Here is a 24,177-nt window from a genome sequence, read left to right as displayed (position 1 = left end):
ACGGCGCATTGGGCGACACATCCACACTCGCAGACCCTTCGGTCGTCGATGACCTTATCGAAAACCGTAAGGGGTGATCCGCCGAGACAGGCAGTAAATCAGGGCGGTCCGTGGGCCGCCCTTTTTATATCTCTGATTTGATTAACTTTGTTCTCACAAAACCCATGCGCCTATGCACGTTTGCATATAGGATCAAAGCGTGGGGGCACCGAAATGACGGAGCGTGATATGCCTTTGATTCAACCGAACATGCCACCCTTGGGAATACAGATCAGTCGGAAACCCGATGCAACCGATGTGGCCAAAACCCTCGTTGTCTCAGTCCCTGAAATGCCCTTGCCGGTTCTGAGCAGTCACTTTGACGACCAGTCGATCAAACCCGCCGCGCCACCCACTGCCGTGCAGATGCAGATCAAAGCCCTGATCAACGAACAGGCGCTTACACTTGAAGCCGCGAAACAGGATATCCCCGGCAACCCGACCTGAAAAAAGCGATCTTTCCGGGGAAACACACCGGGGGATTGACCATGCACAGCCCTGTTCTCTTGCGCCAGAATGCTATATTCATCATCCGCTCCCCCTTGCTCCTGCGAAGTAATCGGTGCAAGGAAAGGCGTGCAAAGCGGGTGCTGCCCGCAGGTAAAGCGGGCGTTCGATCCATTCAGCGACGGGGCCACGCCAAGAGCTAAGACCAAGAAGCGGGCGAGGAACAGCATGACCAAGACCAACCATGATGCGGACGTGGATTTTATCGAAGCACTGGCAAGGCTGTTGCGAGAGAACGATCTGACCGAATTGCAGGTCAAACGCGAATATGGCGAGGACGACAGCCTGAATGTCCGGGTCAGCCGGGTGACCCAAACCGCCCCCGTCATGGCAGCCCCCGCTCCGGCACCCTCTGCGAACTCGTCGATGCCCAGCTCGGCTCCGGTCACACCCCCAGAAGATCCAGCAGCCCATCCCGGCGCTGTCACTTCACCGATGGTGGGCACCGTCTACATGCAGGCCGAACCCGGTGCGCCGTCATTCATTTCGGTGGGGCAGCAGATCAACGAAGGCGAAACGCTTTTGATCGTCGAGGCCATGAAGACAATGAACCACATTCCCGCGCCGCGCAGTGGCACGGTCAAGCGTATCCTTGTCGAAGACGGAGCCCCCGTCGAATACGGCGCTCCGCTTGTGATCCTCGAATAAACGGGGCGCAGGCATGTTTGACAAAATCCTGATTGCCAACCGAGGCGAGATTGCCCTTCGCGTGATCCGCGCTTGCCGCGAAATGGGTGTGGCCAGCGTAGCTGTACATTCAACCGCGGATTCCGACGCGATGCATGTGCGTATGGCCGATGAAGCCATCTGTATCGGACCGCCCTCGTCAAGCGAAAGCTACCTGTCGATCCCTGCCATCATTTCGGCTTGTGAAATCTCGGGCGCGCAGGCGATCCATCCGGGCTATGGGTTCCTGTCGGAGAATGCGCGCTTTGTGCAGATTGTAGAAGATCACGGCCTGATCTTCATTGGTCCAACCGCGGAACACATCCGTGTCATGGGCGACAAGATCACCGCGAAAGACACGATCAAGGCACTGGGCGTGCCCTGCGTGCCCGGATCTGTTGGTGGCGTGCCCGACCTTGAAACCGCCAGGACGGTTGGGGAAGAGATCGGTTATCCCGTGATCGTCAAGGCGACCGCCGGTGGCGGTGGACGGGGCATGAAGGTTGCACAGACAGCTGCCGACATGGAGCGCGCGTTTCAGACCGCGCGGTCAGAAGCCAAAGCGGCCTTTGGCAATGACGAGGTCTATATCGAGAAATACCTGACCACGCCGCGTCATATCGAAGTGCAGGTCTTTGGCGATGGCAAAGGCAAGGCGGTCCATCTGGGTGAACGCGACTGTTCGTTGCAGCGCCGCCACCAAAAGGTGCTGGAAGAGGCCCCTGGCCCCTGCATCACACCACAAGAGCGCGCGCGGATTGGCAAGATCTGCGCCGACGCGGTGTCCAAGATCAACTATGCTGGCGCGGGCACGATCGAATTCCTGTATGAAAACGGCGAATTCTATTTCATCGAGATGAACACGCGTCTTCAGGTCGAACATCCGGTGACCGAAGCGATCTTTGGTGTCGATCTGGTGCGCGAACAAATCCGCGTTGCCTCGGGACTGCCGCTTTCTTTTGAACAGGATGACCTGGTCATCAACGGGCACTCCATCGAGGCGCGGATCAACGCGGAAAAACTGCCGAATTTCTCGCCCTCGCCCGGTCGGATCACGCAGTACCACGTTCCCGGCGGCCTTGGCGTGCGCATGGACAGCGCGCTGTATGACGGCTACACGATCCCGCCCTATTACGACAGTCTGATCGGGAAACTGATCGTACATGGCCGCGACCGGGACGAAGCCTTGGCCCGCATGTCGCGCGCGCTTGGCGAACTGATTGTGGACGGTGTCGACAACACGGTTCCGCTTTTCCGTGATCTGTTGGAAGACCCGGACATCCGCAATGGCACCTATAACATCCACTGGCTGGAGCACTGGTTGGAGCGCACCTATGCAAGCCCGTAACGGCATCCAACCGCACGCCCTGCGCTAAGGCAATTGGCGATGCGTCATGACCGTCACGCCTGAACTGCTGCTCCAAGCCTATCGCATCGGCGTTTTTCCCATGGCCGAGCATCGCGACGACCCGGAAATGTTCTGGGTCGATCCGCGCAAACGCGGTGTGTTTCCGTTGGACGGGTTTCGCATTTCACGCAGCCTTGCCAAGACGCTGCGCCGCGGTCCGTATCGTGTCACCCGAAACATCCGGTTCACCGAAGTCATCGACGCCTGTGCAGATCGCAGTGAGACCTGGATCAATAAGGACATTCGCGATCTCTACGAGGAACTGCACCGCAGAGGGGCGGCGCATTCGCTTGAGGTGTGGATGCAGGATCAGTTGGTCGGCGGCATCTATGGCGTGAGTGTGGGGGCTGCGTTCTGCGGGGAAAGCATGTTTTCACGAAGGCGCGATGCGTCAAAGATCGCCCTTGCCTGGCTGGTTGATCTCTTGCGGCGCAGTGGCTTCGTTCTTTTTGACACGCAATTCCTGACCAACCACCTTGCCTCGTTGGGGGCTGTAGAGATCACCCGCGCCGAGTATCATTCACAACTGGCGCAGGCTTTGACCTTGCAAGCCGATTTCACGAGTGTCCCGCTCGCGGCGTCCGGTCAGGACGTTGTGCAGCGCAATACCCAGACGTCATAGCGCTGATGATCCATCGCATTGAGGGCCGGGGACGATGCGATCATCCAGCCCTGAAACACAGGTGCCTCCTTGCCAACCTCATTGACGGTGAGTGACGCATACGCCTCTCCGGCAGCATTCCCATCGGGATAGCGGCATTCATTCGCAGTGATGGTGATCCGACCAACCTTTGCCGATTGCGATTCTGCGATCTGCAAATCCTGAACCTTGCCGGTCAGCTTGTCCAAGGCCCGCACGTTTACACCCGTGCCATTGGTTGTCGCCAACTGCGCGACGGCTGATGTGGCAAACAACATGAAGATGAAAAGGCCGGTCAGACGTGACATTGGGAATTCGCCTTTGATCCGCTGCAACACCGCCGCAGAAACGGTTTATTCAGGACTCCACGCTTCGTAGTCCTGACGTGACTTTGGCTCGGGACGCCGGATAGAACCCGCAGGCGCATAAGCCAGCGCGGTTCCTGTCAGGTTTTCCTGATGCGGCTTTTCCCATGCTTTCTTGGCCAATGGCCGATCTGACGGCGCTTCCTTGAAGGTGTGATGCAGCCACCCGTGCCAATCGGGATCAACCCGGCTCGCCTCGACCTCGCCATTATAGATCACCCAGCGCCGAACACCGTCATGCGATTGATAAAAGATGTTGCCCTGAGTGTCTTCACCCACCTTTTCGCCTTTGCGCCATGTGTAGAACTGGGTGCCAAGAGTCTGCCCGTTCCACCAGGTGACTGCGCGAAGAAGGGTATTCAGAATGCCCATGGACGACTCCTCTGGGTTGGTTTCCCGCCGTTATAGGGTGCATTGCAGGCCAAGGTCCAGCGCAGCTATGACGCAGTCGGCGCCAAAGCGGTCACTTCGATCTCGATCCGGTATTTCGGGTCGATCAGCCCGCATTCGATCATTGTAGCCGCCGGCGGGTTGTCGCCAAAATTGCGCGCGAGGATGTCGTGGCAAGCGTCGAACTCGTGACGGTCTGGCAGATAATAGGTCACGCGAACCGCGTCCGCCATCGACGCCCCGGCCTTCTCCAACGCCCCCGCGATGACATCAAGCGCGCTCTGGCATTGCTCGGCCACCGTATCGCCTTGGCCGACCGTTCCGGCCACATGGACAAAGCCCCCGGCCACGACGGCGCGGCAATAGCCGATTTTGGCCTCGAAAGGACTGCCACTGTGTATTCGTGTGATCGTCATCAGACATTTCCTCAATCAAAGGCGACCGATTCCCGGACCGCGTCACCTGCGATCAATCCCCCGACGCCGCCCGAAAGGCAATGGACTGCGGTGAGGAAGGTTTCCCGAGAAATCGGTGGCGGTCTTTGCACCTTCAAACACGTCGCTTGGTAGCGTCATTGCCACCAAGAACAACATGGACAATAGGGCCAGCAAAAGCCGAACGGACCCACTTCGCAACGCCTATCGCTTGCCTATCTGTTTTTTGGATAAGAAAAAGCGAGCCAACCGGCCCGCTCTTTGAGGTGCATTGATCTGTCGACCGCCCAAGGCGAGCTTCAGGCCGAGGCGCCCTCTTTCTTGTGATCCGCGTAGATCATCAACGGCTTGGCATCGGAATTCACCGCCTCTTCGTTGACGACCACCTCGACCACCTCATCCATACCCGGAAGTTCGAACATGGTGTCGAGCAGAATGTCTTCGAGGATCGACCGCAGGCCACGGGCACCGGTCTTGCGCTGAATCGCCCGCTTGGCAATGGCAGTTAGAGCGTCATCGGTAAAGGTCAGCGTGGTGTCTTCCAGCTCGAACAGGCGTTGGTACTGCTTGACCAATGCGTTCTTCGGCTGGGTGAGAATGATCACCAGCGCGTCTTCGTCCAGATCTTCAAGCGTTGCGATGACCGGCAGACGACCGACAAATTCCGGGATCAGGCCGAATTTCAGCAGATCCTCGGGTTCAAGCGATTTGAACGTCTCTCCGATGCCCTGTTCGCTGTCGTCCCGCACATCCGCACCAAAGCCCATGGCAGAGCCTTTGCCGCGTTGTTTGATGATCCGGTCCAGACCCGCAAACGCCCCGCCACAGATGAACAGGATGTTGGTCGTGTCCACCTGCAGGAATTCCTGCTGCGGATGCTTGCGTCCACCCTGCGGCGGCACCGATGCAACCGTGCCTTCCATCAGTTTGAGAAGCGCCTGCTGCACACCTTCGCCCGACACGTCACGGGTGATCGACGGGTTTTCCGACTTGCGGGTGATCTTGTCGACCTCGTCGATATAGACAATGCCGCGCTGTGCGCGTTCGACATTGTATTCAGACGATTGCAACAGCTTGAGGATGATGTTCTCCACATCCTCGCCCACATAGCCCGCTTCGGTCAGCGTCGTCGCATCCGCCATCGTGAACGGCACATCCAGAATCCGCGCCAGCGTTTGCGCCAGAAGCGTCTTGCCGCAGCCTGTCGGACCGATCAGCAGGATGTTCGACTTCGCCAATTCGATATCCGAAGATTTCTGCGAATGGTTCAACCGTTTGTAGTGATTGTGCACGGCCACGGACAACACGCGCTTCGCCACGGCCTGCCCGATCACATAATCGTCAAGCACATCGCAAATCTCGCGCGGCGTCGGCACACCATCCGTGGACTTCAGGCCACCGCCCTTGGTCTCTTCGCGAATGATATCCATACAAAGCTCGACGCATTCGTCACAAATAAAGACGGTTGGCCCTGCGATCAGCTTTCGGACTTCATGTTGGCTCTTGCCGCAGAAGCTGCAGTAAAGGGTATTTTTGCTGTCGCCGCCAGAATTCGTCGCCATCTCTTTACCTTTCCTGACACAACCTAAAGGAGGATTCTAAAAAAATCACCGCCCTAAAACTTGTGTCATGTTTTCTTCCAAGAACCTTAGGACAGCAAAAGTTGGGCCACAACGCCAAAAATACATCTGAGACGGCGTGACCCAATCACGATTATTCGTCCTCGCTGCCTTTGGCGCGGCTTTCAACGATCTCGTCGATAAGACCCCATTCTTTTGCCTCGTCCGGAGACATGAAGTTGTCGCGCTCCAGGGCCTGCTCAACTTTCTTGAGCGTCTGCCCTGTATGCTTGACGTAAATCTCGTTCAACCGTGTCTTGAGCTTTTGTGTCTCTTGCGCGTGAATCATGATGTCGGTCGCCTGACCCTGATACCCGCCGGAGGGCTGGTGCACCATCACGCGGCTGTTGGGAAGCGAAAAGCGCATACCCGCCTCACCCGCCGTCAGAAGCAGCGATCCCATTGACGCCGCCTGCCCGATCACAAGAGTACTGACCTTGGGCTTGATGTACTGCATCGTGTCATAGATCGACAAACCCGAGGTGACAACGCCACCGGGACTGTTGATATACATGCTGATTTCCTTGGACGGGTTTTCCGCCTCAAGGTGCAAAAGCTGGGCCACGATCAGCGACGACATGCCGTCATGCACCGGGCCGCTCAGAAAAATGATCCGCTCTTTCAGCAATCGGGAAAAAATATCGTAGGCCCGTTCGCCACGGCTGGTCTGCTCAACCACCATGGGAACAAGCGTATTCATGTACGTTTCGTAGGGATCTTTCATCTGTGCCTGCCTGATGATGCGCCCGCCGAACGGAGGGCTTGGTTGCGAGTTCCCTCAAGACTAGTGTCCGGTTCTGGGGGCTGCAAGGGGCAGCGGTCCAAGGTTCCACTTGACCCGGCGCCGCGCGCACTTAGCTCACACGCCATGGCGGATCACTTTCCTCCCAATCGCACAGGCGCGCTTGAAAAGCTGTCGGCATTTGTGCCCAAGGCCGCGCGCGACTACGCGGCACAACGCAATTATGATCGTGGTCCCGGCCACCACACCAGTGTCTCAACCCTGTCGCCCTACATCCGGCATCGCCTGATCACCGAAGACGAGGTGCTTCAGGCAGTTCTGGGCCGGTATGCGATCAGCACGGCCGAGAAATTCGTGCAAGAGGTGTTCTGGCGCACCTATTGGAAAGGCTGGCTTGAAATGCGGCCAGCCGTCTGGGGCGGCTATCAACAGGGTCTGTCGCGCGCGTTGAACCAAGTCCAGACACAATCAGGCTTGCGCGCGCAATGGGCGGCCGCCTGCAAAGGCGAGACTGATATCGACTGTTTCAACCACTGGGCGCAGGAGTTGGTTGAGACGGGGTACCTGCACAACCACGCGCGCATGTGGTTCGCCTCGATCTGGATCTTCACCCTGCGCCTGCCTTGGGAACTGGGCGCGGATGTCTTCCTGCGCCACCTTCTTGATGGCGACCCGGCCTCGAACACCCTCAGTTGGCGCTGGGTGGCCGGGCTGCAAACGCAAGGCAGGAATTATGTGGCGCGCGCTTCGAATATCTCGAAATACACCGAAGGCCGCTTTTCCCCTCTGTTCAAGCTGACTCCGACTCCCGAACCGCTTGACGGTCCGCCACATCCCCCGCGCATCGACGCCCCCTTGGGCGACAGGGTCGATCCAACGAAACCATCGGTCCTGTTGCTGCACGAAGACGACCTCAGCCCCGGCTGGCTTTTTGATCTGGACCTGAAACCCCTGGCGACGGCGACACTGGACGCAACCGGCCAGACCAGCCCCTTGCAGATCGCGTCGCATGTCAAGACGTTCAAATCCGCGCTGATGGCGGATTGCACATCGCGCTGGTCCACCTCGCTTGGCCCGGTCACAGGCGGCCTGACAACCGCGCACGACATTGAAGACTGGGCGCGTGCCGCAGGCGCAGAGCAGATCGTGACATCCTATGCCCCGGTTGGCCCCGCGGCCACGATCTTGAACGACATCCGCGCGCTGCCGGTCATCCGCCCATTGCGCGATTTCGACCGCCGCGCCTGGCCCCATGCCACGGCAGGTTTCTTCAAGTTCAAAAAGCAAATTCCGGAATTGGTTGGCGCGATGAAAGGTCTGCAAGTCGTCTGATCTTCATCTTGCCAGAAAACTCCGGGAGGTTTGGAGGGCTGGCCCTCCAATCAATCAGAACCCAAAACGAAAAGGCCGGGACAGATGCCCGGCCTTTCCAAAGACTCAGACCCGAAGGATCAGCCGAACATGTCGGTTGTGATGCCTTCGTACCAACCGATGCTTTCCTCGTAGGTCGCTTTGCGCATCGCCGCATCCTCGCCGGTCTGGCTGACGAAACTCGACACGCTGGCGATCTTCTCGTCATTCGGCTCATAGGCCGCGCCAACCTTGACGCCATCGTCAGCCGCAATGAGCGACCAGCAGGTGTTCGAATACTTCGCCGGGAACACCCGGCTGCCGGTCAGCGCGCCGCGTATCGCCATCGCCGCAACCTTGGCTTGCGAATTGGCCGAGTAGCCCGACTTCGGCATGTCGCCCTGATTGGTCGCATCGCCAAGGATGTGAACATTCTCATCCAGACGCGACACCATGCTGTGCCCGTCCACGGGTGCCCAATTGCCCTCGGTCAGGCCTGCAGCTTCGCAGATCAGGCCTGCTTTCTGCGCCGGGATCACGTTGACGACATCGGCGTTGATCACTTCACCGTCCACGTCGACCGTCATCGCCGCAGGATCGACGGTGACATTCTCGCCACCGAAATCCGGGCCGATGCGGGTGATCATGCCGGAATAGTGTTTCTGCCAGCCCTCTTCGAACAGACCCTGCTTCGAGAAGCTGGCCTTTGGATCGGCGATGATGATCTTGGCCGTCGGATTATTGGCCTTGAGCACATGCGCCACCATCGAAATCCGCTCGTACGGTCCGGGTGGGCAACGGTAGGGATTGGGCGGGGCCACCATCACATAGGTGCCGCCTTCCGGCATCGCCATGATCTGTGCCTTGAGAAGTTCAGTCTGGCTGCCCCCCTTGTAGGCATGCGGCATCGCGTTCTGCGCCGAGACATCCCAACCGGGCACCGCGCCTTCGACGAAATCAATACCGGGACTAAGGATCAGGCGATCATAAGGCACAGATCCGCCACCGGCCAGCGCCACCGTCTTGGCATCCCGGTCCACAGCTGTGGCCCAGTCATGCACCACGTTGATCCCGTATTCCGAAGCCAGCGTGCCGTAGGAATGTGCAATGCTGTCCAACTCGCGGAACCCACCGATATAGAGGTTCGAAAAGAAGCAGGTGTAATAGCTGCGGCTGGGTTCGATCAGCGTGACATCAATCTCGCCTGCACTGTCCTTGGCGATATAGCGCGCGGCGGTTGCGCCCCCTGCACCGCCTCCAACGACAACCACCTTGGGTTTGCCGTGCGATGCCGCATGTACCATCGGAGCGCTGAGCGTTGCCGCCGCCACCCCGCTGCCGATAAAGGCGCGTCTGTCAAGTTTCATGGTCGTCCTCCCATTTTGCATAACACACCCAGGTCGCGACGGCCTCTTCCGGGCCTTACTCGGCTTGGGCAAAATACGCCGCCAGCGCGGCGATCTCTTCGTCCGACAACCGGTTTGCCATCATCTGCATCACCGGGTGTGGTCTGATTTTTCTCTTGTAGGCATGCATGGCAACCACGAAGTCATCGGTCGGCCATTGCGTGATCGCGGGAATCCCCTGATCCGATCCGTCTTGCTGGTGGCAGGTCTTGCATTCACTGGCGAGGTATTCGCCGTAATCCGTGTCTCCGACAATCGCCAGCACCTCGGGCGGCAGCTCGACTTCGCGGGCCTGTGCTGTCGGGGCGGCTTCGGGGATGTTCTGTGGGCTGTCTGAAAACTGACGCAGATAGGCAAGGATATCTGAACGGTCCTGCGGGTCTTTCAAACCTGCAAAATTCATCCGGGTGCGTGACACCAGCGCCTTGGGGTTTTCCAGATAGGCGTCCAGCGTTTGGATATCCCAGGTGAGACCGTCCGAGCCCATCATCGCCATGTCGTCGGAATAGCGAAATCCGTCATGCGCGCCCGCGCGCCGACCAAAAATGCCATTCAGATGCGGGCCGATGCGGTCGCTGGCGCCCTGCCCGATCTGGTGACACGATCGGCATTGGGCAAACACCTCTTCCCCGCGTTCCGTATCCCCGAATTCGAGCGTCGCGGCTTCGGCGACACCCGTTTCGGAATCAGGTTCCGGCGCGGGTTCCGCAACAGGTTGCAACGCGGACTGTTTCGCGGTCTCGACTGCCTCCAATGCGGCGGCGAGTTGGGTTTCAAGATCGGACAGTCTGGTTTCAAGCTCTGACGTCTTTTCGGCCTCGTCGGCCCATTCGGCATTGCTGCGTTCCAACTGCGCCAAGCGGTCCGTCAAGACATCCACCTCGGCTGCGCGATACTCGCGTGCGGTCCAGCCATAGGCGGCCCCAAGCACAAGTGCTGCGCCCCCGAGAACGGATATGAACAGACCAGACGTGTTCGCCATGAGACCTCTTCGGTTAAAGTTCTCTAATACTTGCGTCTTAAACCCATATTAACGGAATTTGCGCGACAGGATATCACCTTGCCGCGCATGTCGCCTTTATTCGAAGCTTGCCAGATACGCGGTGACAGCCGCAATATCCTCTTCCTTTTTCAGGCCGGCAAAGCTCATCTTGGTGCCTTTGGCATAACCACGCGGGTCAGCAAGGAAGGCCGCAAGGTTTTCCGGAGTCCATGCGCCGTCCATTTCGGACAGAACTTTCGAATATTTGAATCCGTCAACCGACGCTATATCCGCACCGACAACGCCATTGAGCAATGGACCGGACCGGTTCTTGGCACCTTCACCGATCTGGTGACAGGCGCGGCATTTGCCAAAGACCTTTTCGCCGGCCGCCACCAGTTCGGGGTCCGGCGCTGAATCTGCGGCAACCGCAACCGGCTCCGCCTCGGTCGCCGGCTCTTCCGCCGCGGGTTCGGCCACAGCCGCAGTCTGCTCAACCGCCGCCTCCTCGGACGCGGCTTCAGCGCCTTCTTCTTCCGGCGTCACATCCAGAACAGTCGCACGCATCGTGATCTCCACACTGTCCTTGCAGTTCTCCATGCAGGGTTCGGTGCGCCAGATCGGATATTCAGCTTCGGCACGGTCATCAATGATGAAGCCATCGGCGTTCGGCAGTTCGACCTCGAGGAAGTTCTCGTTGCTCAGAACGAAATCGTCTTCGACAAGGAAATTGGAATAAAGGATATACGCAACAATGGCATAGACCTCGTCGTTGCTCAGTGTTTGCGCGTTGCCATAGGGCATGGAGCGATGGATATAGTCCCACGCCGTTGACAGGTATGGCCAATAGCTTCCGACGGTCTTCACCGGATCCTTGTCGGCCAGGGTATCCTCGCCGCCAGCCAGCTTGGGCCAATTGCCCACGCCTTCCGCAAATTCGCCGTGACAGACTGCGCAGCTCTCGGAAAAGATCATTTCGCCATCTTCGACGGACCCTGACCCCACCGGCAGGCCGGTTCCATCCGGGCTGACATCGAGGTTCCACGCCGCGATCTCTTCCGGCAGCGCTTCGCGGCCAAGACCAAACTTGCCCATGCCCACCTCGGCCGAGGCATTTGCGGCACTGACAAGAAGACCACTGCCCACAGGCTCGGCCGCGGCAATCGCCGTCATCACCCGCGGGTTTTCCGGAAACGGCGCAATGTTGCGATCCGCAAAATTCAATGAGGCAGTCAGGACCACCAAAGTGCCGATGCTTGCGCCACCGAACAGATTAAGAGACTTCGACATTTTCTGCCTCCCCATTGGTCTTCACATGCCATGTCTGAATACAGTTGTTGTGATAGACCGAGTTCTCGCCGCGCACTTCGCGCAGCTGGTGTTTGGTCGGCTGGACATAGCCGGTTTCATCCATCGCCCGCGCCTGAAGCAGCATGTCTTCGCCATTCCATTCGGTATCCAGATAGAACCGGGTCAGTGCCATCTTCTCGCCCGGCTTGGCCAGGCGCGCGGTTTCCCACGTCATGCCACCGTCCTTGGACACGTCCACGCGCGTGATCGCGCCATGGCCCGACCAGGCCAGCCCGGTGATGACCAGAGGTCCGGGTCCGTGTGTGATCGGCGCTTGCGGGCTGGGGGATGTGACAACGGATTTTGCGTCCATCACCCAAGTCCACTTGCGGCTTGTGCCATCCGCCAGCGTGTCGGTGTATTTCGACGTTTCTTCGCGGCTTTCCACCGGTCCGTCCATCACTTCGATTCTGCGGATCCACTTGACCCACATGTTGCCTTCCCAACCGGGCACGACGAGGCGCACTGGATACCCGTGCTCTTTACGCAACGCCTCGCCGTTGGCCTTGAACGCAACGAGCACATCGTCCAACGCCTTTTCCATCGGTATGGACCGACCATTCGACGACGCATCCGCGCCTTCGACATAGACCCATTTGTCAGACAGATCGCCCGCCGCCTCGAGACCGGCTTCACCCAGCAGGGTACGCAGCGACACGCCGGTATATTCCATGTTGTGAATCATGCCGTGGGTGAACTGCGCGCCATTAAGCTGTGCGCCCGCCCATTCCATGCCTGTATTGGCGGCACATTCGCAGAAATACACATGGTTTTCGCGCGGAAAGCGTTCGAGATCGGCATAGGAGAACACCAGCGGTGTATCGACCATTCCGTTGATCATCAGGCGGTAGTCTTCCTTGCGAAGCTCGATCGCACCCGAATGGTGCCGCTCGAATGCGCAGCCCTGCGGTGTGATCGTTCCGTCGAGCGCATGGATCGGCGTGAAATTGATCGAACTGGTGGTGTCCGCCGTCAGCCATTCCACGTTGCGACGCACCACGTCGCTTTCATACTCGATCGGCATGCCATAGGGCGTGGCATCTACGCCGTCGCCAAAGGACACGGCCCAATCCTGCACTTCCGTGATCAGCGGATCGGGGCCGTTTGCCCGCGCCGCGCCTGCGGCCGTCAACCCGGCCGCGGCAGCAGCACTTCCGCGCAGGAAGGCGCGGCGGGACGGTTTGAAGATGTCAGACATGTCTCACACTCCGTTCGGTTACGCGCCGACAACAGTGACGCTTGTGTTTTCGTTCACGGTGACGGTGCCAAGCTTTTTGATATGCGCTTCGACCACGTCCCAGATTTGCGGACCTTCGGTGCCTTCGTTGACGGATGCCCAGCCAGCGACGACGTAATTCTTCGCCGGATCAATGGCTTCGCCGGTTTTGAGCAAGGTCATGTCGGTGATGCGTTCGCCCTGCGGCTTGCGCACGTCGATGCGGTACCCCATGCCCCCGATGCGCACCATGTCGCCGCCCTGCTGGTAGTAGGGGTCGGGGTTGAAGATGTTGTCGGCCACGTCCTCGAGGATGATCTTGATGAACTCGCCCGTCATTTCCGACCGGTACGCCTTGCCATAGCTCATGGACGTGACGTTCCAGATGTCCTCGCGGGTGATGTTGTCCCCGGGGATCAGGCTTGGCCCCCAACGCACACCCGGCGACATGGCGATGTCGGCCTCGCGTTCGCTCAGCAGCGCATCACAGATCAGGTCGTCCCATGTGCCGTTGAAGTTGCCGCGGCGGTACAGAAGGCTGTCGGTCTGGCCGATGACTTCTTCCAGATCAGCTTTGAACGGCGCGCGCTGTTCGTCGATGAGCGCGGTCATTTCGGGATCAGGCGCAATCACGTCCGAGAAGATCGGGATCAGCTTGTGGCGGAAGCCCATCATCCGACCGTTCTGGATGTCCAGATCGACGCGGCTGACGAACTTGCCGTTCGAACCGGACGCGATGAGGATTGTATCGCCGACCAGTACGGGTTCGGGCAGCGCGTCATGGGTGTGACCTGTCAGGATCACGTCGATGCCCGTGACCTTGCTCGCCATGCTCTTGTCGACGTCAAAGCCATTATGGCTTAGGCAGACAACACATTCGGCGCCTTGCGCACGAACCTCATCAACCATCTCCTGCATGTGTTCGTCGCGTATGCCGAATGAATATTCCGGGAACATCCAGCCGGGGTTGGCGATCGGCATGTAGGGGAACGCCTGACCGATGACGGCAATCTTCACGCCGCCGCGTTCAAAGAACTTGTAGGGCGGGAAAAGCTCGGCCGGTTCATCCCATTCGGCGTCAAAGATGTTCTGACCCAGTGCCGCGAAAGGCAAACCTTCAACGATCTCGGCCACGCGGTCGGAACCCAGTGTGAATTCCCAATGGAACGTCATCGCGTCAGGCTTCAGCCCGTTCATGACGTTGACCATATCCTGCCCCTGCGTCTTGTGGCAGGTGTAGGAGCCGTGCCAGGTGTCGCCGCCATCCAGCAACAAGGCATCGGGACGGTCGGCCCGGATCGCGTTAACCACGGTGGCCACGCGATCCAGTCCGCCTACGCGGCCATAAGCCTGGGCAAGGGAGGAGAAATCACCCGAGCTAAGCGCGTAATGAGAAGGGCTGCCATCGTCGATCCCGTAAAGCTTGCGGAAATCAGCACCCGTAACATGCGGAACGGCCCCCTTGTTTTCACCGACGCCGATATTGACCGAAGGTTCGCGGAAATAGATCGGTTTGATTTGCGCGTGAATGTCGGTGATGTGGATGAGCGAGACGTTGCCAAAGGTGTCGAACTGCAAAAGCTGGTCCTGCGTCAGCGCTTGTTGGGCAGCCAGCCTGGACCAGTTGCCGAAACCGGACGCGCCCACGAGAGCGGACGCGGCCATCGACACCTGAAGGAAATCGCGACGTGAAATCATGGGAGGGCCTTCTTGGATTTCCGGACACACATTCGCATGTGTGAATAGGTTAGGTTGGAAAAAACCCGCACCAGCAATGGCGCGGGCCTTGGATTTATTGACGGACCGACGGCCCTTCGACGCTCAGGCCATTGCCGCGCGAGGCGACATAGAGTTCAAGCGCAACAAATTCCGGCGACCCGACTGCAAATGTCTCGGCTCGGGTATCGCGGATACAACCACGGAAGCGGTTGTGCGTCTGCACCAGACCCGCGTTCTTGAGGCGATAGGTCGGGAAACCGTTGATCTGACCCTGAGAAAGATGGTCGGCACGGATGTAGTTGCCGTAGTTCTCTTCATGGCAGTTCGCGCAGGACAGTTCGAGCTGACCATAGCGGGTGTAATAGATTTCCTTGCCCTTTTCGTAGAATTCGGCGGCCGGGCCGTCGATTGCCACATCAACAGGCATGCCGCGCGACTGAACGCTGATCAAAGCCTCCATGGCTGTCATCTGCGCCTTGTCATAGGCATAGGCTTCTGCGCCCATCTGGTTGGTGCGACAATCATTGATCTGCATCGCCAGCGTGCGCATTTCACCCGCTTCGGCGTTCCACTTCGGATACACCGTACGGACACCTTCCATCGACTCCGGGCCTTCATGGCAAGACGCGCATGACTTTTCAGCCGTACCTTCGACAGTGTTCCAAGCGTCGATCGCCTGATCCACAGCGATCATTCCCGGGTTGTCGAACGTGTCCATCTGCATGGCCTGCGTATCATCTTCGCGGAAGTGCCAGCCCGACATGATCGTGTCGATCCCAGTTTCTTCCATATGCGCAGGCGCCGCGGTCTTGGAGATCATCTCCTGACCGTCGATGGCGAGCGTGTCGTCATCCGCTCCACCCGCAAACACCATTGGGGCCGAAATGGCCAGCGCGGCGAGAGCGGTCATTGCCTTGAATTTCATATTATTGTTCCCTCCCTTGAAAGCCCCTGCCCCGCAACCGGGACAGGGTGGAGCATTCCGCTCAGACCGTGATGGCCTTTGTGTCGTCGTAGACCGAACCGTCATCGTCGTACCAAGTGAACTTGAACTCACCGGCCTCGGGCACAGTGGCCTCGAATTCGAAATACGGGTTGGTCGAAATCGCTGGCTCCATCGTGATGTCAATGACGCTCTGGCCATTGAATTCGCAGGTGAAGCGGTTGATGATCGAGCGTGGGATCGGGTTTCCGTCACCATCCTTGCGCTGACCCGACTCCATCGGGTGGCTGATCAGCGTTTTGATGACGATCCCTTCGCCTGCAGAGGCGGACTTTGGAACCTTGACGCGGGGTTTTACACCGGATGCCATGTTTTCTCTCCTGAAATCTGAATGTTGACCGTTAGCCGCCGCAGCCGCCGATGGTGACCTTCACGGTCTTGGCGCTGCGGGCAAAGCTGCCGTCGGCCAGTTTGGCAATCGCGATGACGTCCTGCGTGCCCGCAAGACGCATACGCGTGCTGGCAGTCTGGGACGCAGCAAGCGGACCAAAGTTGAACGTGGCAACGCCGGGTGTCGGGTTGCCTGCCGCGAGCACCATGATCGCTGTCGCGCCCGGTGCCGATACTTCGATCGGAACGGTGTTGCCGTTTTCGGCAATCTCGGGTGCGGTCAGTTCAACACCGGAATCGGCCACATCGGCCCCCCCGGTGAATGCGCTGATCGCATCGTCAACCGCAGCATTGGCGCGGAACGGCAGTACGAAAGTCAGCATTGCCGCCCCGCCCAAAGCCAGAGTTTCGCGTCTCGTGAAATCCATGTTGTGTCTCCTAACTCAGTGAAAGGCGGCTCAGCTGTCCTGCAGCGTCATGAGAAACGCCACCACATCTTCAATTTCCTGCGCCGTCAGAATGGGCGTCAGATCTTCTTCTTTGGCGCTTTTACCCGTGTAACCGTCTCCGGGCCGGATAAAGCCGCTTGTCTTGTAGAACGCCGGCATCACGGTGCCTTCGAACATAATCTTCGCATTGGCGATGATGCCGCGCAGTTCTTCCGCCGTGCGGTAACCGCCGATTCCGTCCAGTGTCGGGCCGACCTCACCATGGAAAGGCGCATCGTTGAGCGCCGTCACCGCATGACACGCGACGCAGTTGCCCTTGCCCCGGTTGGTCATGATCTTTGCCCCGTTGGCGGCGTCACCCGGCGCACCACTCAGCGATGATTCGACGGCACCGTATTCGTCAAAACTCACCTCACTCGGCGTAACCGGGTTGGCGATGGCGGCGCTCGCGCAAAGCACGACGACCGCAGAAATTCCTGTTAGCTTCATTGTCCCTCCCTTACCGCCCGATGCTTTGACCGAGCTGACATATGGCTTTGTATACCGTAGGCCACTGACCTTGATTCATGCAAGATCAAATTCACAAAAGTGAATAATTGAGTATGAATTTTTCGGTTTCAGTCTGTGTTCCCGTCGCTCCGTTCCTGGATCCTGCGCGCGTGATAGCGCTGAAAATCTTCTCCGTTATCAAGCAGATAACGCTTTTCCTCAACCCATGTAAACATATCCAGGGACGTTCCCTTGGCGAACGCCCCGGGCATGACCGCAACCGACGCTTCCAGCGCATTTTGGCCCTCGGGTACCTCTTCGGGCAGGAAAACGACGCTCGGCGTGAACATCACACGCCACTTTCGAGCCATGTCTTTCTCCGACAAGGCCTCGCCGTCGAAATCGGTGACTTCGATGTCGCCATGCAGGTTCAGCTGAACCACAAAGTAGTTCTCATCAATGTAGTTGCTGACCTCGGGGTCAGAGAACACCTCTTCGTGCATCTTGGAACAGTAGATACAGCCGCGCTGCTCGAAGAAAAGCACCAGTCGCTTGCCCTCTGCGTTCGCTTCTCCAAGGTCTTCGCGCAGATCCTTGAAGGTGTCCCGCATCCACGGCTGCTTGTGCAGACCGTCATCGCCAAGCTCTGCCGCCGCCGCCGGAAGCGCCATCATCAGCGCCAGCGCGCCACCCAGAATATGTCTCATCTTCCTTCCTCCTCCTCAAAGGTTGGCGGTCATCCCAGCGATGACCAATTTGGAAACCACCGTAACATGGCATCTGCGATCAGGTTCACGGTATCCGTCGCGATCAGCACAGCAAACAGGATTAACATCCCGCCCATGACCTTTTCCGCATAACCCAGAAAGCTGCGATTGCGCGCGGTCCAGCGCAAGAACGGTCCGGAAAACAGCGCCGCAATCACAAAGGGCAAGGTCATGCCAAGCCCATAGACAAAAAGCAGCAATCCACCCTGAAACACATCGCCCATTCCGCCCGCGATCATCAGGATCGACGCCAGCGCCGGACCGACGCACGGCGTCCAGCCAAAGCCGAAGGCCAGGCCCATGACATAGGCACCGATCCATGTTGTCGGCTCTGTCTTGGCCTCGACTCGCGCTTCGCGATACAGGATCGGAATACGCACGATGCCCAGAAAATGCAGGCCAAACGCCGCCAGAACCACCGCCGCGACATAGTGCAGGGGTTCGCGGTAATCGGCAAAAGCCTGACCAACGGCCGTCGCCCCCATGCCCAGCAGGACAAAAATCGTTGTGACACCCAGTGCAAACAGGCAGGACGACAGGACAAGGTTCCACGCCACACCGCGCGGCACGTCTTCCTCCCCTTTCAGTTCGTTCATTGAAATCCCTGCCATGTAGCACAGGTAGAACGGCACCATGGGCAAAATGCATGGCGTGAAAAAACTCAGGATGCCCGCAAGGGCCGCACCCGCAAAAGAAATGTCGAACATGGGTGGAGATTCCTTGAATTATTCACATATTCAAATTAAGTGTTTTGTTACGATGCCGTCAATTGGTGAATGATGTACCCTTTCAAACCCTTCGCGTTTGCCGCTGCTCTTTTGATGCTCCCAGCGTGGGCGACGTCTGGCGCGGCGGAACCCCAGCTGGTGATGGTCGAACAACCTGGCTGTGTTTACTGCGAGCGGTGGAATTCAGAGATCGCACCCGCCTACCCAAAAACCACAGAAGGCCAGTTTGCACCGCTGGTCCGGGCGGATTTGCGCGAAGGCCCACCGCAGGGTATCACATATGCGCGGCGGGTTGTTTTTACGCCGACTTTTGTGCTGATCGAAAATGGGCAGGAACAGGCCCGTCTTGAAGGATATCCAGGTGAAGATTTCTTCTGGCCGCTTTTGACGAAGCTGCTTGTAGAGAACACGGAATTTTCGCCAACAGCAGAGATCGAAACGATCCGGAATTAGAGGCACGGCATGGCACTTCCCCAGCTCAGTCCAGATCTGAATGACGAAGAACTTGACCGCATCGTCGACAAGGCGACAACCGCGTCGAATTTCCTCAAGGCGATCAGCCACGAGGGACGTCTGATGATCCTGTGCCACCTCGTGACGGGCGAAAAATCCGTGACCGAACTTGAAGAACTGCTCGCCGCCCGTCAGGCGGCCGTGTCGCAGCAACTCTCGCGCCTGCGTTTGGAAGGGCTGGTGGTTCCAAGACGGGATGGCAAGACCATCTACTACCGTCTGGCCGATGATCGGCCACGGAAAATGCTGGAATGTGTGTACGAACTTTTCTGCAAAGAGGACTGATCGCTGCGGCACAGTCCCCACTTGTTCTAACATCGCACTGGTCGCATAGTTGATGCGGGAGCCGTCTTGGGAGGACAGGATCATGCTGGAAAGCATTCCGGAACACATTCTTGTGGCTGCGGTCGGTTTGTTCGGAGGCGTATTACTGGGCCTCGCAGCCCGATTGGGGCGGTTCTGCACCCTGGGGGCCATCGAAGACGTGCTGTATGGCGGCTCGGACATGCGTATGCGGATGTGGGGCATCGCCATCGGAACGGCGGTACTCGGCAGTTTCTCCCTTATGGCAACAGGGCTGATCGACGGTGGAGACAGTTATTACCTGTCGATCAAATGGCTGCCATGGGCCTCTGTCATCGGTGGGTTGATGTTCGGTTACGGCATGGCTCTTGCGGGGAATTGCGGGTTTGGCGCGATCGCGCGACTGGGCGGCGGTGATCTGCGCAGCTTTGTCATCGTTCTGGTGATGGGTGTGTCGACCTATGTCGTTCTCAGTGGACCATTGGCCCCGCTGCGGGACATGCTGTTTGCGCAAAGTCCGATCCTTCCCGGCGATACGCCACCGGGGATTGCCCATGCGACGGCCCGGTGGACAGGACTTTCCGTGACTGTGGTCGGCATGGGGATCGGGCTTGTGATCCTCGTCTTTTCTGCAAGCTCCCGCGCCTTTCTGGACACCCCCAAATACGCGATCTGGGCGGCGGTTGTCGGCCTCGCCATCATCAGCGGCTGGCTTGGCACATCCTGGGTCGCGCACACTGGGTTCGAGGCGTTGCCCGTTGTCTCCCACAGCTTTGCCGCACCGCTTGGCGAATCCATCCTGTGGTGGATGGTCGGCTCCGCGCAACCGGTCAGCTTTGCCGTCGGCTCTGTCGCGGGCGTCTGGCTTGGTGCGTTCATCGGCTCCCTGATCAAGGGCCATTTCCGCTGGGAGGCCTGCGAAGACCCACGCGAACTGCGCCGTCAGATCTTTGGTGCCGCCCTTATGGGGGCAGGTGCCGTCATCGCTCTGGGCTGCACCGTGGGTCAGGGCATCAGCGCGTTTTCCATGCTCGCGTTCAGCGCACCTGTCACCTTCATCGCCATCTTTGCCGGCGCGTCATTTGGATTGCGCCAGTTGATCGTTGGCTTCAGTCCAGCCGAATAAGCCTTCTGCGGCAGCATCCGTTGCCAAAGAATCACTCTGCAAAACATTTTTGCCGCCCCGCCTCCAAGAGGCGAAATTTCGCCTGCAATCACGTTAACGGCTTGCTACGCTGGAAAAAAATAACAAGAGCAGGCAAGCAGGACCATGGGAACGGCTTTTAATGGCACGTTCGTGATCTCCTGGTCGCAGACAGTCATCGACACGCTTCAGGACGCTCCGGTAGATTTCCTGAAGGTTGGGGCCGCATGGGGTTGGGAAGGCGAAGTCGTCCGTGTGGACGGACCGAACGATCTGTTGCGACTGGAAGATGCGGAAGGCGATGCAGATCGCAGAAAGCGGGCAGCACGCATGGTGCGACGCCTTGTTGGTGCGGCTGTGGAAGAGTCGACCAACCTCAACAGGATTTCGATAGACCATCCCATCGCCGACAAGAGCTTTGTGGTGACCGACGGAAAAACAACCTACACGGTCACGCTGATCGACACCGGCACGCGCAAGCCACCATTGCTGATGTTCCTGAATGGCATGCCCCCGCGCGATCGGGATCTGTGGGTGGTACATACAGCCTTGTCAAACACCGTCACACAAAGCGATGCCGAACATAAGGGCGCGGTCATCTGCTTTACCCCCGGTACACGAATCCTGACACCGGATGGCGTGAAGACCATCGAAGAACTGCGCGAAGGTGATCGCGTCCAGACCAAGGACAACGGCTGTCAACCGATCCAATGGATGGGCCAACGCCGCATGAGCGGGGCACGCCTGTTCGCCATGCCAAAACTGCGCCCCATTCGCATTCGTGCGGGGCTGTTTGGACTGGACGAACCTGACGAAGACCTTCTGGTCTCACCCGAACATCGGATGCTGATCAAGGGCCGCGTCGCGATGGACCTGTTCAACACACCCGAAGTCCTCGTGGCCGCGCGCGATCTGGTTGATCATGACCGCGTGTCTGTTGATCTGACCGTGCGTGAAATCACCTATGTGCATATGCTATTGCCGCAGCATGAAATCCTGTTCGCGAATGGCGTGGAATCAGAAAGCTTTCATCCAGCAAATGCCGCTTTGTCGACGCTTGATGCCCATGACCGGTTACGTCTGTCTGACATCCTGCCCGGCGTGGACGTCAATCCGCAAAGCTATGGCCGCTATGCGCGCCGGAACCTGTCGTCTTCCGAGGCCGCGATCCTCATGCACGAGGCGGCCTGAACGACACCGCCGCAAGTGGGATCGCCACGCCAAAATCAGGCTGGCGAACCGATTTTATTCAAATACTTCCTGCGGCAGCACACCCCAATAGCTGCCCTTGCGGGCCCAGCCTTTGTAGCCACCGGCCTGCAATTCGCACCAATCTGTCTGGCACTGGCGCAGTTCGGCGACCACACCCAAAGAAAGCTGCGCATTCACCTGCGTCGATGCGTCGGGCCGCGCGTACAGGTTCAACATGTCGACTTCGACAATGGCGGTCCGCACGCCGGACAAAAGAGCGTAATGCACCCAGCCCCCTGCACCATCACGGTCCTGGACACGCCGCCAGTGGCCGTGTTCGGCCGTGATCTGAAGCGGCATGTTTCGACGTTTGTAAACCCAGTCGATGCGATGCGACAGCGAAGGACCACGGCGCACATTGCCTTCGCTGGCCTTCATGGAAACGAATCGCGGTAGTGGCAGGTTGGTCACCGTTCCCCTGTCTGCGGCGGCGGCGGGAAGCGTTCCAACAACACCCACAAACACCAGAACAGACAACAATTTCCCAGACAATGCCCGGAACGAAAGCCAGCTCATGTGATGCGCCTCAATTTGCTCGGTTTTTTGGTTTTTGGCAGCAGGTTCTTGTGCCTGCCGCGCCTTTGGGACACTGTGCCAAAACCTGACACGCCGGGGAAGTAGTGGGAGCGAAAGCATGTCATCAAAACGTCTGAGTGTTGTTGTGACGCGACGCTTGCCGGACGCAGTCGAGACACGTCTGAAAGAACTCTTCGATGTGCGCCTGCGGGACAGTGATACACCGATGACCCAGGCCGAACTGACCGCTGCCGTCAAGGAAGCCGATGTGCTTGTCCCAACACTCACCGACAAGATCGACGCGGGGCTGATCGGTCAGGCCGGGGACCGACTTCGCCTGATCGCGAATTTTGGCGCGGGCGTCGATCACATCGACGTCGACACGGCGCGCAGTCGCGGTATCCTTGTGTCCAATACTCCCGGAGTTGTCACGGAAGACACTGCCGATATGGTTCTGGCCTTGATGCTGGGCGTGACACGCCGCCTTCAGGAAGGCCTTAGCGTCATGCAAAGCGGTGAATGGGCCGGCTGGGCCCCGACCGCGTTTCTTGGCGGGCGACTTGGCGGACGTCGGCTTGGCATTCTTGGCATGGGCCGCATCGGTCAGGCCGTCGCCCGTCGGGCCAAGGCTTTCGGAATGCAGATTCACTACCACAACCGCCGCCGTCTTCGCCCCGAAATCGAGGCAGAACTCGAAGCGACCTATTGGGAAAGCCTCGACCAGATGGTGGCCCGCATGGACATTCTTTCAGTCAATTGCCCGCACACACCTTCGACCTTTCATCTTCTCAACGCCCGTCGCCTGAAACTGATGAAACCAACCGCGGTGATCGTGAACACCTCTCGTGGAGAGGTGATCGACGAAAACGCCCTGACCCGCATGCTCAAGACCGGCGACCTCGCCGGTGCGGGGCTTGATGTTTATGAACACGGACATCGCGGAAACCCCGAATTGCGCGACATGCCGAACGTGGTCATGCTTCCCCATATGGGATCCGCCACCCAGGAAGGCCGCCTTGAGATGGGCGAAAAAGTGATCATCAACGTCAAGACCTTTGCAGATGGGCACCGCCCGCCCGATCAGGTGGTGCCAGCCATGCTGTGACAGGGGCATCTGCCCTTGTCATCAACCTGCATGCGAGGCATGAACAAATCATGAACGCTTTTGAATTTTCGTTCCGCGACCAATCCCTGCATGCCCTGCCCAGTGGCGGACTCTTCTGGCCATTGGAAAACATGCTTGTGGTTTCCGACCTGCATCTTGGAAAATCGACCCGTGCGGCACGGTTTGGTGGTGCCCAACTCCCGCCTTACGAGACCACGGAAACCCTGACCCGGCTGGCGACTGATCTGATCAACACCGGCGCGAGAAGAATCATCTGCCTTGGCGACAGTTTCGATTCCCCTGACCTTCAAACCGCCTTGCCCGAAGCCGATCTCTTGACCCTTGCCACCCTGCAGGCCGGGCTGGACTGGGTCTGGATCGAGGGAAATCATGACCCGGGTCCTGTACAACTGGGCGGCACGCACCGCAGCATGTATGCGGTTGCACCGCTACACTTCCACCACATCTCCCACACGACCGCGACACCGGGCGAAGTCTCTGGCCATTACCACCCCAAGGCGACACTGTCTCTGCGTGGGCGCGCACTGACACGGCCCTGTTTCCTGTTCGATGACACGCGCCTGATCCTGCCTGCCTACGGTGCCTTCACTGGCGGCCTGCACTGCCACGACCCTGTTCTCACCCGCCTGATGGCCCCGTCCGCCCAAGCCATTCTTACCGGCACAAAGCCTTGCAAAATTCCAATGCCCGGTCAGGCCCCCTTGTCTTGACACGCGCAGCATGCT

Annotated in this window: 28 protein-coding genes; 11 read left to right on the top strand and 17 right to left on the bottom strand. The window is 58.6% G+C overall.

Features of this window, described 5'->3' with window-relative positions:
* Positions 1 to 228: 228 nt before the first annotated feature.
* From ACTIEN_RS15680 to aat, 4 genes are all read left to right on the top strand, one after another.
* Positions 229 to 486, top strand: a complete 258-nt coding sequence (locus ACTIEN_RS15680) for a hypothetical protein (protein WP_439524083.1) — start codon at positions 229 to 231, stop codon at positions 484 to 486.
* Between the two features lie 228 nt (positions 487 to 714).
* Positions 715 to 1,194: an acetyl-CoA carboxylase biotin carboxyl carrier protein gene (gene accB, locus ACTIEN_RS15675; protein ID WP_439524082.1), complete on the top strand. Its 480-nt coding sequence runs from the start codon at positions 715 to 717 to the stop codon at positions 1,192 to 1,194.
* Positions 1,195 to 1,207: 13 nt separating this feature from the next.
* On the top strand, positions 1,208 to 2,560 hold the full coding sequence (gene accC / locus ACTIEN_RS15670; RefSeq protein WP_439524081.1) for an acetyl-CoA carboxylase biotin carboxylase subunit: 1,353 nt from the start codon (positions 1,208 to 1,210) through the stop codon (positions 2,558 to 2,560).
* A 46-nt stretch (positions 2,561 to 2,606) separates the two neighbouring features.
* Positions 2,607 to 3,242, top strand: coding sequence for a leucyl/phenylalanyl-tRNA--protein transferase (gene aat / locus ACTIEN_RS15665; RefSeq protein WP_439524080.1), 636 nt, complete (start codon positions 2,607 to 2,609; stop codon positions 3,240 to 3,242).
* Here aat and ACTIEN_RS15660 read toward each other — a convergent pair.
* The 5 genes from ACTIEN_RS15660 to ACTIEN_RS15640 form a co-directional block, all read right to left on the bottom strand.
* The gene (locus tag ACTIEN_RS15660) at positions 3,206 to 3,568 is read right to left on the bottom strand and encodes a DUF2155 domain-containing protein (RefSeq protein ID WP_439524079.1); all 363 of its coding nucleotides are present in this window, start codon (positions 3,566 to 3,568) and stop codon (positions 3,206 to 3,208) included. The two genes, aat and ACTIEN_RS15660, sit on opposite strands and share 37 nt — an antisense overlap.
* Before the next feature lie 45 nt (positions 3,569 to 3,613).
* Positions 3,614 to 3,997 (bottom strand): NADH:ubiquinone oxidoreductase subunit NDUFA12, encoded by a 384-nt coding sequence (locus ACTIEN_RS15655; RefSeq protein WP_439524078.1) that lies wholly within the window; start codon positions 3,995 to 3,997, stop codon positions 3,614 to 3,616.
* A 65-nt stretch (positions 3,998 to 4,062) separates the two neighbouring features.
* Positions 4,063 to 4,431: a RidA family protein gene (locus ACTIEN_RS15650; protein WP_439524077.1), complete on the bottom strand. Its 369-nt coding sequence runs from the start codon at positions 4,429 to 4,431 to the stop codon at positions 4,063 to 4,065.
* Positions 4,432 to 4,748: 317 nt separating this feature from the next.
* Positions 4,749 to 6,011, bottom strand: coding sequence for an ATP-dependent Clp protease ATP-binding subunit ClpX (gene clpX, locus ACTIEN_RS15645; protein ID WP_439524076.1), 1,263 nt, complete (start codon positions 6,009 to 6,011; stop codon positions 4,749 to 4,751).
* Between the two features lie 151 nt (positions 6,012 to 6,162).
* On the bottom strand, positions 6,163 to 6,792 hold the full coding sequence (locus tag ACTIEN_RS15640; RefSeq protein WP_439524075.1) for an ATP-dependent Clp protease proteolytic subunit: 630 nt from the start codon (positions 6,790 to 6,792) through the stop codon (positions 6,163 to 6,165).
* A 144-nt stretch (positions 6,793 to 6,936) separates the two neighbouring features.
* On the opposite strand from ACTIEN_RS15640, the gene ACTIEN_RS15635 reads away from it, so the two are divergent.
* Positions 6,937 to 8,142, top strand: coding sequence for an FAD-binding domain-containing protein (locus tag ACTIEN_RS15635; protein WP_439524074.1), 1,206 nt, complete (start codon positions 6,937 to 6,939; stop codon positions 8,140 to 8,142).
* Between the two features lie 119 nt (positions 8,143 to 8,261).
* Here the strand turns inward: ACTIEN_RS15635 and ACTIEN_RS15630 are convergent, their stop codons facing one another.
* From ACTIEN_RS15630 to ACTIEN_RS15580, 11 genes are all read right to left on the bottom strand, one after another.
* Positions 8,262 to 9,527 carry an FCSD flavin-binding domain-containing protein gene (locus tag ACTIEN_RS15630; RefSeq protein ID WP_439524073.1) on the bottom strand — a complete coding sequence of 422 codons (1,266 nt, stop codon included), beginning with the start codon at positions 9,525 to 9,527 and terminating at the stop codon, positions 8,262 to 8,264.
* Positions 9,528 to 9,582: 55 nt separating this feature from the next.
* Positions 9,583 to 10,287 (bottom strand): c-type cytochrome, encoded by a 705-nt coding sequence (locus ACTIEN_RS15625; protein WP_439524088.1) that lies wholly within the window; start codon positions 10,285 to 10,287, stop codon positions 9,583 to 9,585.
* Positions 10,288 to 10,644: 357 nt separating this feature from the next.
* Positions 10,645 to 11,838, bottom strand: coding sequence for a c-type cytochrome (locus tag ACTIEN_RS15620; protein ID WP_439524072.1), 1,194 nt, complete (start codon positions 11,836 to 11,838; stop codon positions 10,645 to 10,647).
* Positions 11,822 to 13,096, bottom strand: a complete 1,275-nt coding sequence (soxC, locus tag ACTIEN_RS15615; protein ID WP_439524071.1) for a sulfite dehydrogenase — start codon at positions 13,094 to 13,096, stop codon at positions 11,822 to 11,824. The genes ACTIEN_RS15620 and soxC overlap by 17 nt, the downstream gene beginning before the upstream one ends.
* A gap of 18 nt (positions 13,097 to 13,114) precedes the next feature.
* A complete protein-coding gene (gene soxB / locus ACTIEN_RS15610; protein ID WP_439524070.1) occupies positions 13,115 to 14,812 on the bottom strand; it encodes a thiosulfohydrolase SoxB in 1,698 nt (565 codons plus the stop codon).
* A gap of 94 nt (positions 14,813 to 14,906) precedes the next feature.
* Positions 14,907 to 15,758, bottom strand: coding sequence for a sulfur oxidation c-type cytochrome SoxA (soxA, locus tag ACTIEN_RS15605; RefSeq protein ID WP_439524069.1), 852 nt, complete (start codon positions 15,756 to 15,758; stop codon positions 14,907 to 14,909).
* A gap of 61 nt (positions 15,759 to 15,819) precedes the next feature.
* Complete coding sequence (soxZ, locus tag ACTIEN_RS15600; RefSeq protein ID WP_439524068.1) at positions 15,820 to 16,146, bottom strand: thiosulfate oxidation carrier complex protein SoxZ; 327 nt, start codon at positions 16,144 to 16,146, stop codon at positions 15,820 to 15,822.
* 31 nt (positions 16,147 to 16,177) lie between these two features.
* Complete coding sequence (soxY, locus tag ACTIEN_RS15595) at positions 16,178 to 16,594, bottom strand: thiosulfate oxidation carrier protein SoxY (RefSeq protein WP_439524067.1); 417 nt, start codon at positions 16,592 to 16,594, stop codon at positions 16,178 to 16,180.
* Positions 16,595 to 16,624: 30 nt separating this feature from the next.
* A complete protein-coding gene (gene soxX, locus ACTIEN_RS15590) occupies positions 16,625 to 17,104 on the bottom strand; it encodes a sulfur oxidation c-type cytochrome SoxX (protein WP_439524066.1) in 480 nt (159 codons plus the stop codon).
* Between the two features lie 128 nt (positions 17,105 to 17,232).
* Complete coding sequence (locus ACTIEN_RS15585; protein WP_439524065.1) at positions 17,233 to 17,811, bottom strand: thioredoxin family protein; 579 nt, start codon at positions 17,809 to 17,811, stop codon at positions 17,233 to 17,235.
* Between the two features lie 29 nt (positions 17,812 to 17,840).
* The gene (locus ACTIEN_RS15580; protein ID WP_439524064.1) at positions 17,841 to 18,578 is read right to left on the bottom strand and encodes a cytochrome c biogenesis CcdA family protein; all 738 of its coding nucleotides are present in this window, start codon (positions 18,576 to 18,578) and stop codon (positions 17,841 to 17,843) included.
* A gap of 72 nt (positions 18,579 to 18,650) precedes the next feature.
* Between ACTIEN_RS15580 and ACTIEN_RS15575 the strand changes: the two genes are divergently transcribed.
* From ACTIEN_RS15575 to ACTIEN_RS15560, 4 genes are all read left to right on the top strand, one after another.
* Positions 18,651 to 19,052 carry a thioredoxin fold domain-containing protein gene (locus ACTIEN_RS15575; RefSeq protein WP_439524087.1) on the top strand — a complete coding sequence of 134 codons (402 nt, stop codon included), beginning with the start codon at positions 18,651 to 18,653 and terminating at the stop codon, positions 19,050 to 19,052.
* A gap of 9 nt (positions 19,053 to 19,061) precedes the next feature.
* Entirely contained in the window at positions 19,062 to 19,397 is a 336-nt protein-coding gene (locus ACTIEN_RS15570) for an ArsR/SmtB family transcription factor (RefSeq protein ID WP_439524063.1), read from the top strand.
* An 82-nt stretch (positions 19,398 to 19,479) separates the two neighbouring features.
* Positions 19,480 to 20,541: a YeeE/YedE family protein gene (locus tag ACTIEN_RS15565; RefSeq protein ID WP_439524062.1), complete on the top strand. Its 1,062-nt coding sequence runs from the start codon at positions 19,480 to 19,482 to the stop codon at positions 20,539 to 20,541.
* Positions 20,542 to 20,685: 144 nt separating this feature from the next.
* Complete coding sequence (locus tag ACTIEN_RS15560; protein WP_439524061.1) at positions 20,686 to 21,750, top strand: Hint domain-containing protein; 1,065 nt, start codon at positions 20,686 to 20,688, stop codon at positions 21,748 to 21,750.
* A gap of 54 nt (positions 21,751 to 21,804) precedes the next feature.
* On the opposite strand, the gene ACTIEN_RS15555 is transcribed toward ACTIEN_RS15560, so the two are convergent.
* Positions 21,805 to 22,326, bottom strand: a complete 522-nt coding sequence (locus ACTIEN_RS15555) for an SH3 domain-containing protein (protein ID WP_439524060.1) — start codon at positions 22,324 to 22,326, stop codon at positions 21,805 to 21,807.
* 118 nt (positions 22,327 to 22,444) lie between these two features.
* Here ACTIEN_RS15555 and ACTIEN_RS15550 point away from each other — a divergent pair, with 118 nt between their 5' ends.
* Positions 22,445 to 23,431, top strand: a complete 987-nt coding sequence (locus ACTIEN_RS15550) for a 2-hydroxyacid dehydrogenase (RefSeq protein ID WP_439524059.1) — start codon at positions 22,445 to 22,447, stop codon at positions 23,429 to 23,431.
* Between the two features lie 50 nt (positions 23,432 to 23,481).
* On the top strand, positions 23,482 to 24,162 hold the full coding sequence (gene pdeM / locus ACTIEN_RS15545; protein ID WP_439524058.1) for a ligase-associated DNA damage response endonuclease PdeM: 681 nt from the start codon (positions 23,482 to 23,484) through the stop codon (positions 24,160 to 24,162).
* The last annotated feature ends 15 nt before the right edge of the window (positions 24,163 to 24,177 follow it).

The sequence above is a fragment of the Marivita sp. genome (genome assembly GCF_051859345.1).
In the GTDB taxonomy this organism is placed as follows: Bacteria; Pseudomonadota; Alphaproteobacteria; order Rhodobacterales; family Rhodobacteraceae; genus Marivita.
This window is presented reverse-complemented; position numbering and strand designations above follow the sequence as displayed.

Coding starts and splice junctions, on each gene's coding strand:
- soxA (WP_439524069.1), bottom strand. CDS start 15,758: ATGAAATTCAAGGCAATGACCGCTCTCGCCGCGCTGGCCATTTCGGCC.
- ACTIEN_RS15570 (WP_439524063.1), top strand. CDS start 19,062: ATGGCACTTCCCCAGCTCAGTCCAGATCTGAATGACGAAGAACTTGAC.
- ACTIEN_RS15585 (WP_439524065.1), bottom strand. CDS start 17,811: ATGAGACATATTCTGGGTGGCGCGCTGGCGCTGATGATGGCGCTTCCG.
- ACTIEN_RS15660 (WP_439524079.1), bottom strand. CDS start 3,568: ATGTCACGTCTGACCGGCCTTTTCATCTTCATGTTGTTTGCCACATCA.
- aat (WP_439524080.1), top strand. CDS start 2,607: ATGACCGTCACGCCTGAACTGCTGCTCCAAGCCTATCGCATCGGCGTT.
- clpX (WP_439524076.1), bottom strand. CDS start 6,011: ATGGCGACGAATTCTGGCGGCGACAGCAAAAATACCCTTTACTGCAGC.
- accC (WP_439524081.1), top strand. CDS start 1,208: ATGTTTGACAAAATCCTGATTGCCAACCGAGGCGAGATTGCCCTTCGC.
- ACTIEN_RS15620 (WP_439524072.1), bottom strand. CDS start 11,838: ATGTCGAAGTCTCTTAATCTGTTCGGTGGCGCAAGCATCGGCACTTTG.
- ACTIEN_RS15635 (WP_439524074.1), top strand. CDS start 6,937: ATGGCGGATCACTTTCCTCCCAATCGCACAGGCGCGCTTGAAAAGCTG.
- ACTIEN_RS15640 (WP_439524075.1), bottom strand. CDS start 6,792: ATGAAAGATCCCTACGAAACGTACATGAATACGCTTGTTCCCATGGTG.
- soxZ (WP_439524068.1), bottom strand. CDS start 16,146: ATGGCATCCGGTGTAAAACCCCGCGTCAAGGTTCCAAAGTCCGCCTCT.
- soxC (WP_439524071.1), bottom strand. CDS start 13,096: ATGTCTGACATCTTCAAACCGTCCCGCCGCGCCTTCCTGCGCGGAAGT.
- ACTIEN_RS15655 (WP_439524078.1), bottom strand. CDS start 3,997: ATGGGCATTCTGAATACCCTTCTTCGCGCAGTCACCTGGTGGAACGGG.
- ACTIEN_RS15580 (WP_439524064.1), bottom strand. CDS start 18,578: ATGTTCGACATTTCTTTTGCGGGTGCGGCCCTTGCGGGCATCCTGAGT.
- ACTIEN_RS15575 (WP_439524087.1), top strand. CDS start 18,651: ATGTACCCTTTCAAACCCTTCGCGTTTGCCGCTGCTCTTTTGATGCTC.
- ACTIEN_RS15560 (WP_439524061.1), top strand. CDS start 20,686: ATGGGAACGGCTTTTAATGGCACGTTCGTGATCTCCTGGTCGCAGACA.
- ACTIEN_RS15555 (WP_439524060.1), bottom strand. CDS start 22,326: ATGAGCTGGCTTTCGTTCCGGGCATTGTCTGGGAAATTGTTGTCTGTT.
- ACTIEN_RS15680 (WP_439524083.1), top strand. CDS start 229: ATGCCTTTGATTCAACCGAACATGCCACCCTTGGGAATACAGATCAGT.
- accB (WP_439524082.1), top strand. CDS start 715: ATGACCAAGACCAACCATGATGCGGACGTGGATTTTATCGAAGCACTG.
- soxX (WP_439524066.1), bottom strand. CDS start 17,104: ATGAAGCTAACAGGAATTTCTGCGGTCGTCGTGCTTTGCGCGAGCGCC.
- ACTIEN_RS15550 (WP_439524059.1), top strand. CDS start 22,445: ATGTCATCAAAACGTCTGAGTGTTGTTGTGACGCGACGCTTGCCGGAC.
- ACTIEN_RS15565 (WP_439524062.1), top strand. CDS start 19,480: ATGCTGGAAAGCATTCCGGAACACATTCTTGTGGCTGCGGTCGGTTTG.
- ACTIEN_RS15630 (WP_439524073.1), bottom strand. CDS start 9,527: ATGAAACTTGACAGACGCGCCTTTATCGGCAGCGGGGTGGCGGCGGCA.
- pdeM (WP_439524058.1), top strand. CDS start 23,482: ATGAACGCTTTTGAATTTTCGTTCCGCGACCAATCCCTGCATGCCCTG.
- soxY (WP_439524067.1), bottom strand. CDS start 16,594: ATGGATTTCACGAGACGCGAAACTCTGGCTTTGGGCGGGGCGGCAATG.
- ACTIEN_RS15650 (WP_439524077.1), bottom strand. CDS start 4,431: ATGACGATCACACGAATACACAGTGGCAGTCCTTTCGAGGCCAAAATC.
- soxB (WP_439524070.1), bottom strand. CDS start 14,812: ATGATTTCACGTCGCGATTTCCTTCAGGTGTCGATGGCCGCGTCCGCT.